9 protein-coding genes are annotated in these 12,344 nt (G+C 69.4%); 6 read left to right on the top strand and 3 right to left on the bottom strand.

The features are described 5' to 3' along the window. Positions 1-50 precede the first annotated feature (50 nt). Positions 51-461, top strand: a complete 411-nt coding sequence (gene rsfS / locus C0541_RS07750) for a ribosome silencing factor (protein ID WP_024939731.1) — start codon at positions 51-53, stop codon at positions 459-461. 11 nt (positions 462-472) lie between these two features. Beyond that, on the top strand, positions 473-1,597 hold the full coding sequence (locus tag C0541_RS07745) for a J domain-containing protein (RefSeq protein ID WP_115047169.1): 1,125 nt from the start codon (positions 473-475) through the stop codon (positions 1,595-1,597). Positions 1,598-1,795: 198 nt separating this feature from the next. Here the strand turns inward: C0541_RS07745 and C0541_RS07740 are convergent, their stop codons facing one another. Then, positions 1,796-3,337: an alkaline phosphatase PhoX gene (locus C0541_RS07740; RefSeq protein ID WP_115047167.1), complete on the bottom strand. Its 1,542-nt coding sequence runs from the start codon at positions 3,335-3,337 to the stop codon at positions 1,796-1,798. 122 nt (positions 3,338-3,459) lie between these two features. Here C0541_RS07740 and rlmH point away from each other — a divergent pair, with 122 nt between their 5' ends. Continuing rightward, a complete protein-coding gene (rlmH, locus tag C0541_RS07735) occupies positions 3,460-3,930 on the top strand; it encodes a 23S rRNA (pseudouridine(1915)-N(3))-methyltransferase RlmH (RefSeq protein ID WP_115047165.1) in 471 nt (156 codons plus the stop codon). A gap of 350 nt (positions 3,931-4,280) precedes the next feature. Here the strand turns inward: rlmH and C0541_RS07730 are convergent, their stop codons facing one another. Then, positions 4,281-4,952: an energy transducer TonB gene (locus C0541_RS07730; RefSeq protein ID WP_115047163.1), complete on the bottom strand. Its 672-nt coding sequence runs from the start codon at positions 4,950-4,952 to the stop codon at positions 4,281-4,283. A gap of 300 nt (positions 4,953-5,252) precedes the next feature. Continuing rightward, on the bottom strand, positions 5,253-5,984 hold the full coding sequence (locus tag C0541_RS07725) for an SIMPL domain-containing protein (protein ID WP_115047161.1): 732 nt from the start codon (positions 5,982-5,984) through the stop codon (positions 5,253-5,255). Positions 5,985-6,106: 122 nt separating this feature from the next. On the opposite strand from C0541_RS07725, the gene C0541_RS07720 reads away from it, so the two are divergent. From C0541_RS07720 to C0541_RS07710, 3 genes are all read left to right on the top strand, one after another. After that, complete coding sequence (locus C0541_RS07720; protein ID WP_115047159.1) at positions 6,107-6,679, top strand: Maf-like protein; 573 nt, start codon at positions 6,107-6,109, stop codon at positions 6,677-6,679. After that, positions 6,679-8,178: a ribonuclease G gene (gene rng / locus C0541_RS07715; protein WP_104534149.1), complete on the top strand. Its 1,500-nt coding sequence runs from the start codon at positions 6,679-6,681 to the stop codon at positions 8,176-8,178. Before C0541_RS07720 ends, rng begins: the two co-directional genes overlap by 1 nt. Positions 8,179-8,328: 150 nt before the next feature. After that, positions 8,329-12,258 (top strand): YhdP family protein, encoded by a 3,930-nt coding sequence (locus C0541_RS07710; RefSeq protein WP_115047157.1) that lies wholly within the window; start codon positions 8,329-8,331, stop codon positions 12,256-12,258. Positions 12,259-12,344 lie beyond the last annotated feature (86 nt).

Below are 12,344 nucleotides of genomic sequence, written 5' to 3'. Positions count from 1 at the left end.
CCCGCCCGGACCGGCCTATAATTCACGCCAATTCCATCGAGTTGCCCGCTTTGACCACCCAAGCCCAAGTCATCAAGACCTCCATTCCGAATCCGCCGCCGTCCGTGCCGGCCCTGTTGGCCACCGTGCGCGAGGCCGTGGAGGAGCTGAAAGCCAAGGACGTGGTCGAGATCGATGTGCGCGGCAAGTCCAGCGTCTGCGACTACATGGTGGTCGCCTCGGGTACCTCGACCCGCCACGTCAAGTCGATCGCCGAAGAAGTGGTCAAGTTCGCCAAGCGGCTGGACGTGATGCCGCTGGGCGTGGAAGGCGAGCGCGAGGCCGAGTGGGTGCTGGTGGACCTGGGCGATGTGGTGGTGCATGTGATGCTGCCGCGCGTGCGCGAGTTCTATGCACTGGAGCGCCTGTGGACAGTAGGCGACCAGCGTCCGGACGACGCGGACGCCGATCCCGAAGAGTGAGTGAGCCGGGCATGCCACGCAATGCCCGACCGCCGACCGATGCGCCTGCCGCGCAGGCGCTGCAACAGCTGCGCAGCCAGCCCGGGCAGCCGGCCGGCGCGCCGCTGTCGCCGGCACGCAAGCGCTTTGACCGCCTGCTGCGCGACCTGGAACGGCATCGCGCCGACCTGCAGGCCTGGCAGCTTGCACGCTCGCAATGGCGCGAGCGTTACCACGCCGAACTGCAGCCCTTGCTCGACCACCGCGGCGCGGCCGACATCGCGCTGGTCGAAGCGCTCGACCGCGCGCATGCCACGGTCAAGTTGGGCAAGGCCGACCGCGCCTTCCTGTCCGAGCTGCTGTGCGATATCGCCGCCCCGCTGATCGAAGCCGGCCACGAGGCACTGCGCGCGATCTACGATCGCCACAGCGCCGTCGGTTACGACCAGGAAGTGGCCGAATCCGATGCGCTGATGAAGCAGATCCTCGGCCAGGCCTACGGACTGGATGCCGACGAGCTGGAGGGCATCGAGTCGCCCGAGGAGCTCTACGCGCGCGTCAGCGAGCGCCTCCAGCACGAACACGCGCAACAGCAGCAGCAACAGCAACGCCGCGCGCAACGGCGCAAGCGTGCCGAGAAACAGGCGGTGGGGGAGAATGCCGAGCCGCCGCCGCTGCGCGAGCTGTATCGCAAGCTGGCCGGTAACCTGCATCCGGACCGCGCCAGGGACGCCGACGACCACGCCGCGCGCACCATCCTGATGCAGCGGCTCAACGCGGCCTACAAGGCCGGCGATCTGCTGGGCCTGCTCGAACTGCAGGCCGAGATCGGCCTGATGGACGCCCGCAGTGTCGACGCGATGAGTGCCGCACGCCTGCAGGAGTACAACCGCGAACTGGATCGGCAGTGCAGGCAGTTGCAGCAGCAGCTGCAGCAGCAAGCGGACGAGTTTTGCGCCGAATACGGGCTGGAGCTGCCGGCGCGGCCCAGGCCCGAGCGACTGGGCCGGTTGATGGCCCAGCTCAAGCGCGAGCTCGAAGACGAGCTGATGGAAACGCGCCGGGAGCTGCGCGAGCTGGAAGATGCGCAATCGCTCAAGCGCTGGTTGAAGCTGCAGCGCGCCATGTCCGACGCGTCCGACCCGCCCTGGTTCTGATCGCGGTTCCGCGCGTCGTGGTCCGGTTGCACACGCGCCACTGCCGGTCAGCGCATGCGCTGCGCAGCCCGGGTGGGACACGCTGCCGGTCATGCAGGCCAGCCGCGTGCATGCACGGCATCGACCAGCGCCAGGGGCAACGCTGCCGAACGGCCGATCCGTTCGGCAGCAGGGGTGGGCCAGCGTGCGGGCACAGGCTTACAACGGCCCGCGCTCCCACGGCCCGGTGATCGCCAGCGTGATGCCCGGTGTCTGGATGTTGACGAACAAGGTGCGCGCCAGCGGGTCCCAGCAGGCGCCGCAGAACTCGGTGTCGCGGTAATCGCCTTCGGCAATGGTCTTGCCGGCATCGGCGATCTGCTGCGAGGTGAGCTGCACGTTGTTCTTGGCCAGGTAGAACGATTCGCCGCCGCGGGTCAGCCCGAGCAGCCGTGCGCCGGGGCCGTAGTCGTCCGGGCTTTCGCCGCCGTCTTCGCACAGCACCACGCCGCCGCGCGCGCTGACGGTGACGTTGTCCGGGTTGTGCGCGGCCAGCTGGTTGCCGCTGACGAACAGCGCGCTCAGGCGCTGCGTGAACAGGTCCAGCACCCACACCGCACCATTGCCGTAACCGCGGCGGCCCTGCGCATCCACGCCGGTGCTGGTGTCGACGATGAAGAGCTTGCCGTAGCTGTACCAGATGCCTTCGCCACGGCTCATGCGCAGCGCGCCGTCTGCCCAGGCCTGCGCAAACGGCCCGCTCAGGGTGTCGTTGGCGCCGATGTCGGCAAAGCCGGCCGGCGCGGCGATGCTGTCCAGATCCGGCTCGTCGATGTCCACCCATTCCAGCTGGAACTGCTGGCCGATGCTGGCCACGGTGAGATCGGCATTGCGCCGTCCGCGCACGCGTGCGGCCTGCAGGCGTCCGCCATTTTCCAGCGAGCCATTCCGGCCACGGCGGTCGTTGGGAATGAAACGATACAGGCCGGCCTTGTTGCGGTCGTCCTCGGTGAGATAGACGATGCCGGTGCGCGGATCGATCGCCACCGCCTCATGGCTGAAGCGGCCCAGCCCCACCAGCGGACGACCGGTGGTGCGGTGGCTGTCCGGGTCGACCTCGAACACGTAGCCGTGCTTGCGGCCGGTGCTGGACACCGCATTGGTCTTGATCTCTTCGCAGCTCAGCCAGGTGCCCCATGGCGTCGGGCCGCCGGCGCAGTTGACCAGCGTGCCGCCCAGGCTCGGCTCCAGGCTGCCCCAGCCGCGGCGGCCGTAACTCAGCGTGGTGGTGCCGCCGCCAGCCAGCTGGGTGCCGCTGACGATGCCGGTGTCGTACATCGCCGGTGCGCGCAACGGCGTGGCCGCACCGCGTTCGTGGTTGCGGATCAGCACATACTCCAGGCCGCGCAGCGGGTCGCTGCCCGGACGCCAGTCCGGCCGACGCAGGCCGACCACGGCCATGCCGTCATGGCGGTCGGGGCAGGGCTGGCCATCGTCCATGCGATCGCCGCTCCAGCCGAACGAGCGGTAGCTGAAACCGCGCGGCAGCTGCAGCAACGGCAAGCCGGTGCTCTGGTCGGCGACCGGCGCGAGCGGGCCATAACGGCTTGGCACCGGGGCCAGTTGCAGCGGCGGCGAGGCGCTGTTGGCGGCCTGGGCCTGGCGCGATTGCAGCGCGCTCAAACTGCCAAGCGCACCGGCGGCCATCACGGCCGCGCTGCCCTTGAGCACCTGGCGGCGGGCGGGATCGAAAATCGGCATCGAAACGACTCCTGCGGGCTGGGTAGTGGGCCGACGCTAGAAGCCCGCTGTAACCGCACCATGACACCGGTGCGATCAATCCCGGTCCGATGCCCGAGCTGTGACGCGGATATCATGTGGGCATGAAATGCCGACTTATCGCCACCGGCGAGCGCGCACCGGCCTGGGTGGCGCAGGGCTTTGCCGAATACCAGAAACGTCTCTCGCACTGGATGCCGCTGGAACTGGTCGAGATCGAACCCGGCCTGCGCGGCAAGGGCCGCGATGGGCAACGCGCGATCGACGACGAAGGCCGCCGCGTGCTTGCCGCGTTGCCAAAGAACGCCTACGTGGTCGCGCTCGACATCCCCGGCCGCCCGCTCAGTTCGGAGCAGCTGGCCCAGCGCATGGAGCACTGGCGCGGGCAGGGCCGCGATCTGGCATTCCTGATCGGCGGACCCGAGGGTCACGCTGCCGAGGTGCTGAAAACCGCCAGCGAAAGCTGGTCGATCGGCCCGTTGACCCTGCCGCACATGCTGGTACGCCTGATCGTCGCCGAGCAGCTGTACCGCGCTGCGGCGATGCTGGCCAATCATCCGTACCACCGCGCGTAAGTGGCAAATACGGTCGCCCGACCCCGCGCGTGGCTGCTTCGGCTCGACGCAGGCCTGCGCCGTGAGGAGCCATGCCGGAAAGCAACCGCTTGGATGCGCGAGTGCATTGGAGCTGATCGCCGCCAGGCGCAGCCGATGGCTGCACGCCGGCCATCGTTCCGCCTACCGCGCCTTGCGACGCGCGCGATTGCGCCGGTTGCCTACGCGACCGGCGATCCTGCGGCGTGACGGTGTAGCCGATGCCACCGTCGGCACCGGAACGGGGCGGTGTGGGCAAGGCGCCAGGGTCTGCGGCGCAACGCTCGACGCTGCGGCGACCGGGCATCCGGGTCGCCGCACGCGATGACGCATCAATCCAACGAAAAACTCACCGGCACCAGGCCATACGCCTGCACGGCCTGGCCGTTCTGCATCGCCGGCTGGAAGCGCCAGCTGCGCAGCACCTGGCTGCGTGCGGCCAGGTCGAGTGCACGATGACCGCTGCTGGTCTGCACGCTCACCTCGGCCGGGCGGCCATCGGTGCCGACCAACACGCGCAGCAGGACCGTGCCCTGCTGCCCGGCACGCAAGGCCGCCACCGGGTAACTGGGCGCCGGCGAGCTCAGGTAGTGCAACTGGCCTGCCTCGACCGGGCCGCTGGGTGCGGCAATCGCCGGCGCGCTGTCGGTGACCGCGTCCGTGACTGCAGGCAAGGCGACCGCTGCGTCCTCGACCACGGCCGGCTGACTGATCAACGGGGTCTGCACCGGCACCGGGACCGTGGTCGGCGGTGTGTGCGGCACCTTCGGCGTGAGCTCCCGCTTGATCTCGACCAGCGGCGGTGGTGGCGTCGCGATGGTGACGGGCATGACCCAGCGCTCTTTCGGCGTGGGCGGCTGCGGAACCGCCCGGTACGAGAGCGGAATCAACAACAGCCCGCCGGCCAGCAGATGCAGGGCCACCGCCGTGCTCATCGCCAGGACGCGCGAGCTGTCGATGCCTGTGGATCGGGAAGAAACCTGGGATTGCGTGCGAACCATCATCCACCTCCTCAACGGAACTGCGGAAAGGACCAGCGCGACCCGGACGCACTACACCATCCGGTAGCGTAGGTTTACCGCGCCCTTTGCACGGGCACAAGTGATTTCGAAGCGCTGGAGGTCGGCTGGCTGACTCGCCCGGTTGCCGCGATCCGCACAGATGAGTCGGCGGCGCAGGCTCGTGCGGTTCGAAGGACCGGCGGCATCGCAAGGCCAGGTGCCGGAACTTGCGGCGTGCCCCCAAAAAAAACTGCCCTCGAGGAGGGCAGTCTGGAAATCACAGCGAACGCGATTGCGGCTGGGTCAGCGACCCAGCTCGAAGGTCACGTCCAGGTTGATCGACAAGGTGCTCTCGCCCGGGGCGACCTGGGTGTCCATCTCGGCCTTGGCCGAGCGCATCGAGGCGGCCATCATCATCGGGCGCACGCCGCCGCCGCTGCGGCCTTCGGAGATGCTGACGATGCGGCGTACCTTCAGGCCGAGCGACTTGGCGTAGGTGTCGGCGCGGGCCTGGGCCTTCTTCAGGGCGGCCACGCGGGCTTCGTCATACGCTGGCTCGGGCTGGTCGACCGAGAAGCTGGGGCCGTTGATGTCGTTGGCACCCTGGGCGACCAGCGCGTCCAGTACCTTGCCCAGGCGCGAGATGTCGCGGACCTTGAGGCTGACCGTGTTGCTGGCCTGGTAGCCGTTGATCCTGGGCGCCTGGTTCTCCTTGTAGATGTATTGCGGGCTGAGGTTGATGCCGGTGGTCTGCACGTCCTTGTCGGCGATGCCGGCCGCCTTGATCGCAGCCATGACCTTGCTCATCTGCTCGGCGTTCTGGCGCATGGCGGCGTTGCCGTCGGCAGCCTGGGTGACCACGCCGGCCGACAGCGTGGCGATGTCCGGGATGCGCTTGGCCTCGGCCTCGGCCGACACGTTGAGCAGCGTGCCATCGTTGGGAATGGTGTAGCTCGGCGTCTGGGCGTGGGCGGTCATGGCGGTTCCGGCAGCGATGGACAGGGCCAGCAACAACGGTTTGAGGATGGTACGCATGCGATCTCCTTGTCTGTGCCGGAAGCGTGTTGCCGCTTCGATGAACATGTTGTGAGTCGAACGCGACCACTGCCGCCTAGATCGGCAAGCGGGCGGGGAGGAGCAACAGGTATGCTGGACGGATGCTCTATCTCGCCTCCCGGTCGCCGCGCCGACAAGAATTGCTGCAACGCCTGGATGTGCCGTTCCAGACCCTGCAACTGGACGTGCCCGAACTGCGCGCCGCCGACGAATCGCCTGCGCAGTACGTGCAGCGCGTTGCGCTGGACAAGGCGCGTGCCGGCCTGGCGCAGGTGCAGGCCGGCGACCCCGACGCGATCGTGCTCGGCTCCGATACCGAAGTGGTGCTGGGCGAGCGGGTGTTCGGCAAGCCGGTCGATGCGGACGATGCGATCGCCATGCTGAGCCTGCTGTCCGGGCGCACCCACCAGGTACTCACGGCCGTGGTTCTAGTCTGCGCACAACGCGCGCCGGTGCAGGCCCTGGTGGTGTCGGAGGTGACTTTCGCGCCACTCGATGCTGCGCAGATCGCCGCCTATGTGGCGTGCGGCGAGCCGATGGGCAAGGCCGGTGCCTATGCGATTCAAGGCCGCGCCGAACGTTTCATCAGCCGTCTGTCCGGCAGCTATTCCGGCGTGATGGGATTGCCGCTGTTTCACACCTCGCAGTTGCTCACAGCCCTCGGAGCGCATTGATGTCGGAAGAGATCCTGGTCAACGTCACCCCGCGCGAGACCCGCGTGGCGGTGATCGAGAACGGCATGCTGCAGGAGCTGCATATCGAGCGCGGCTGGCGCCGGGGCGTGGTCGGCAACATCTACAAGGGCAAGGTGCAGCGGGTGATGCCGGGCATGCAGGCGGCCTTCGTCGAGCTGGGTCTGGAGCGCGCGGCGTTCCTGCACGCCAACGACGTGGTGCGCCCGGCGCCGGCGCCGGCCAGCGTGGTCGATACCGAGGAGACCCCGATCCCGCCGCCGCCGGCGGCGTCGGTGCCGATCGTGGAGCTGCTGCGCGACGGTCAGGACATCGTGGTGCAGGTGGTCAAGGACCCGATCGGCACCAAGGGCGCGCGGCTGACCACCCAGATCAGCATCCCCTCGCGCTACCTGGTGCTGCTGCCGCAATCCAAGATCGTCGGAGTGTCGGCGCGGATCGAGGACGAGGCCGAGCGGCTGCGCCTGAAGACCATCGTCAGCGAGGTTTCGGCCCAGCACGGCGGCTTCGGCTACATCATCCGCACCAATGCCGAAGGGCAGCCGGCCGAGGCGCTGGCCGAGGACATCGCCTACCTGTCGCGGGTGTGGAACGTGGTCGAGCGGCGTGGCCGCGAAGCGCCGCCGTGCAGCATCATCTACGAAGACCTGAGCCTGCCGCTGCGTGCGGTGCGCGACCTGATCCGCCGCGACGTGGAAAAGGTCAAGGTCGACTCCAACGAGACCTTCGTGCAGCTGCAGGCCTTCGTGGCCAAGTACATGCCGGTGCTGGCCGAGCGGCTGGAGCTGTACACCGGCGACCGGCCGATCTTCGACCTGTACGGGGTCGAGGACGAGATCGGGCGCGCGTTGAACAAGCAGGTGCCGCTCAAGTCCGGCGGCTACCTGGTGATCGACCAGACCGAAGCGATGACCACCATCGACGTCAACACCGGTTCGTTCGTCGGCCAGCGCAATCTCGAGGAAACCGTGTTCCGCACCAACCTGGAAGCCGCGCAGGCGGTGGCGCGCCAGCTGCGGCTGCGCAACCTGGGCGGGATCATCATCATCGACTTCATCGACATGGACGATGCCGAGCATCGCCGCCAGGTGCTGCGCACGCTGGAAAAGGCGCTGGCGCGCGACCATGCCAAGACCACCGTGTACGAATTCTCGCCGCTGGGCCTGGTCGAGATGACCCGCAAGCGCACCGTCGAGAGCCTGGAACGGCAGCTGTCGGAAACCTGCGGCCAGTGCAGCGGGCGCGGCACCATCAAGACCGCCGAGACGGTGACCTACGAGATCTTCCGCGAGATCACCCGCGCGGTGCGCCAGTTCGATGCCGCGCGGTTGCTGGTGATCGCCTCGTCGAAAGTCGTCGCCCGCATCACCGACGAAGAGTCGGCCGCGGTGGCCGAGCTGGAGGAATTCCTCGGCAAGAGCATCCGCTTCCAGTCCGACGACCAGTATCTGCAGGAGCAGTTCGATGTGGTGCTGCTGTGAGGCCAGGATTGGGGAGTCGGGATTCGGGATTGGTCAAAGCCGGCTCTGGTAGCGTGGCTTGCTCCGATAATGGCGCTTGACGGCACCGTGCGCGGCTTTGCTTTGACCAATCCCCAATCTCCAATCTCCAATCCCCAATCCCCGCCCCTGATGCCCACCCCGCTGCGCCGCCGTCTCCGTCTGTTTCGCCGCTATGCGATCACCGCCACTGCGCTTGCGCTGGTGGCGATCGCCTTGCTGGTGGGTGTGGCCAGCCAGGCGTTGCCGTTGGCCGAGCAGCGGCCGCAGCAGATCGCCGCGTGGCTGAGCCAGCGCGCCGGCCAACCGATCGCATTTGATCGCCTGCAGACCGAATGGACCCGGCGCGGCCCGCTGTTGCGGCTGGATGGCCTGCGGATCGGCCCGCATGGCGAAGTGCGCGTGGGCCAGGCCGAAATCCTGCTGGCGATGTACGCCGGCCTGTTGCCCGGACACTCGCTGACCGAGGTGCGCCTGCGTGGCCTGGCGCTGACGCTGCAACGTGGCGACGATGGTGCGTGGTCGGTGCAGGGCTTGCCGGCCAGGCGGCATTCGGACCCGTTGGAAGCGCTGCGCCGTCTCGGCGAGATCCAGGTCGCCGAGGCGCGCCTGCGGGTGGCGGCGCCGTCGATCGGGGTGGACACCACGCTGCCGCGCATCGACCTGCGCCTGCGCGTCAGCGGCTCGACCGTGAACGTCGGCAGCCACGCCTGGATCGACCTGCAGCGCGCACCGCTGACCACGGTGATCGCGTTCGACCGCGACAGCGGCGACGGCAGCGCGTATGCGCAAGCCGACCCGGCCGACCTGGCCGCCTGGGCGGCGTTGCTGCAGTTCGGCGGCCTGCGCGTGGACGGCGGCGGCGGACGCCTGCAGGCCTGGGCGCAGCTGCGCGCGCGCCGCATCAGCGCGGTCACCGTGAATGCGGACCTGCGACAGCTGCGACTGTCCGGCGCGGCGTTGCCCGGGGAGACCGCACGCCGCACGCTGCTATGGGAGCGGCTGCAGGCGCGCGCGCGCTGGCAGAGCACCGACGGCGGTTGGCGGCTGGATGCGCCGCTGCTGCGGCTGGGTCCGGCGACCAGGCTGCAGCGGCTCGACGGGCTGGGCATTGCCGGCGGACGGCGGTATGCAGTGGTCGGCAAGCACCTCGATGTTTCCGGCCTGATCGCGGCCGCGGCATTGAGCGAGCAACTCTCGCCTGGCTTGCGGCGCTGGCTGAGCCTGTCCCGACCGCAGGTGCGCCTGGCCGATCTGCAGATTGCAGGCGAGCAGGGCGGCGCGGTGCGGGCGCAGGGGCGGATCGAGGAGCTGGGTTTCCTGCCGGTGGGCAATGCGCCCGGCATCAGCGGCCTGCGTGGGCGGATCGATGGCGACGCACAGGCGATCGCGCTCGACCCCGCGCCCGATGCCACGCTGCGCTTCGACTGGCCGACCGGGTTCGGCGTGGTGCACGAGCTGCGGCTGGCCGGCAGCATCGTGGGCTGGCGCGACGGTGCCGGCTGGCAGGTCGCCACGCCGGCGTTGCGCGTGCAGGCCGAGGACTATGGCGCCAACGTGCGCGGCGGGCTGTGGTTCCAGAACGATGGCAGCCGCCCGCGCATCCAGCTGGCCACGCAGCTGGACGATGTCGCCCTGCCGGTGGCACGCAAGTTCTGGATCCGCTCCAAGATGAGCAAGGCGGCCATCGACTGGCTGGACACGGCGGTGGCCGGTGGCGTGATCACCGGCGGCACCGGCCTGGTCAGCGGCGATCTGGACGACTGGCCGTTCGACAACAACGATGGCCGGTTCGAAGCGTTCGGGCAGATCCGCGACGGCGTGATCCCGTTCAATCCGGACTGGCCGGCGATGGAGCAGGTACAGGCCGACCTGCGCTTCCTCGGCAACGGATTTTCCCTGCAGGGCAGGGGCGCGCTGGCCGGTACGCCGATCGCGTCGCTGGAGGCCGGTATTCCGAGCTTTGCCACCTCCGAGCTGTATGTGCGCGCTTCCACCCAGGCCGACGCTGCGCAATTGCTCGGGATGCTGCGCAAGAGCCCGCTGGAACAGCGCTACGGCGACACCTTGCGCAATCTCACGGTGTCCGGTCCGGCAGCGGTGAGCTTCGATCTGCTGCGCCCGCTGCGCAGCAATGGCGTGGGTGGCCATCTGCAAGGCACGGTCGCGCTGCAGGGCGCCAGGCTGGCCGATGCGCGCTGGAACCTGGCCTTCGACCAGGTCAGCGGGCGGGCCGAGTACCGCGACACCGGCTTTGCCGCCGAGCGCCTGAGCGTGCAGCACCAGGGCCGCAGCGGCGAGTTGTCCTTGCGTGCCGGTGGCTTCGTGCAGGACCCGGCGCAGGCATTCGAGGCGCGCTTGGGCGCCACCCTGGACGCGAAAGAGCTGTTCGATCGCGCGCCGCAGATGGAATGGCTGCGTCCCTACGTGCATGGCAGCGCCCCCTGGCAGGTGGGCGTGGACGTACCGCTGCCGACCCCCGGGCAGGCAGACCCGCAGGCGCTGCTGACGCTGCGCTCGGCACTGGTCGGCACCACCCTGGACCTGCCTGCGCCGCTGGACAAGGCGGCCACGCAACCGCTGGAGACGCAGGTCAAGGTGGCCTTGCCGGTGGGCGACGGCGACATCGACGTGGCCTTCGGCAAGCTGGTCGCGCTCAAGGCCAGCAGCCAGGGCGACCAGACCGGCGTGCGCGTGGTGATGGGCACCGACACGGTCACCGAGCGTCCGCCGGCCAACGGCCTGGTGGTCACCGGCCGTACCGCCTCGCTGGATGCGATCGACTGGATCAGCCTGGCGCGCGGCAGCAGCGCGCCGGACCTGCCGCCGCTGCCGGGCCAGCCGGCAACGCCGAAGAAGGACGCGGTGCCGCTGCAGCAGGTGGATGTGCAGGCCGACCGGTTGCTGATGATCGGCGGCGTGTTTCCGCAGACGCGCCTGCGCCTGCGGCCGACCCGCGATGCGGTGGCGGTGACCCTGGACGGCCCGTCGCTGGCCGGCCAGCTCAGCGTGCCCAATGCCGATGGCGCCGCCGTGCAGGGCAGGCTGAGCACGGTGCACTGGCAGCCGGTGGCCGCGCCGCCCGAACCGGCCGCGCCCGAACCAGGCGATCCGCTGGCCGGTGCCTTGCCGGAGCCGGCACGCCGCGCGGTGGCCGAGTTCGACCCGGTCTCGATCCCGCCCCTGTCGCTGGATATCGACGACCTGCAGGTCGGCAAGATGACCCTGGGCGCGGCCACCCTGCGCAGCAGCCGGCTGACCGACGGCATGCAGGTGGACCAGCTGCAACTGCGCTCCAACGACCAGAACATCGGCCTGACCGGCGCCTGGCGCGGCAAGGGCGATTCCGCCAGCACCCGGCTGTCGGCGCGGGTGGACAGCCGCAATCTCGGCAACCTGCTGCAGAACCTCACCCTGGGCGGCCAGCTGCGCGGCGGCGAAGGCCAGCTGGAGCTCAATGCCGGCTGGCAGGGCTCGCCGACCGGATTTGCGCTCGGTTCGCTGGATGGCGACCTCAAGATCGAGGTGCGCAACGGCCAGCTGCTGGAAGTGGAACCCGGCGCCGGCCGCGTGCTCGGCCTGCTCAGCGTGGCGCAGCTGCCCCGCCGGCTGATGTTCGACTTCCGCGATTTCTTCTCCAAGGGGCTGGCCTTCAACAAGCTGGACGGCCAGGTGCGCTTCGGCGAAGGCTTCGCGCGCACCGATGCGATCCGCATCGAAGGCCCGGCCGCCGACATCGCCATCCGTGGGCAGACCGACCTGCGCGCGCAGACCTTCGACCAGACCGTGGACGTGAACCCCAAGGCCGGCAACCTGCTCACCGTGGTGGGCGCGGTGGCCGGTGGCCCGGTCGGTGCGGCGGTGGGCGCGGCTGCCAATGCGGTGCTCGGCAAACCGCTGGGCGCGATCGGCGCCAAGACCTATCACGTCACCGGTCCGTGGAAGGATCCGCAGGTGGATGTGGTGGAGCGCGAGGTACGCGAGCGCGCGCCGGGCAAGCCGCCCGCACCCGGCGCGCCGACGGCGGCTCCAGCGACGACCCCAGGCCGGTCGCCCCGCTGACGCTCAGTTGCGGGTGCGCCGGCGCGTGGGGCTGTTGAGTGTTCGGACTCTCAAGCCTGCGGCAAGTCGATCCAGGCCGGTACGCG

The sequence above is a fragment of the Xanthomonas arboricola genome, assembly GCF_003353015.1.
Lineage (GTDB): Bacteria > Pseudomonadota > Gammaproteobacteria > Xanthomonadales > Xanthomonadaceae > Xanthomonas > Xanthomonas arboricola_E.
The sequence above is the reverse complement of the archived record's forward strand: the minus strand, read 5'-3'. Positions and strand labels throughout refer to the sequence as shown.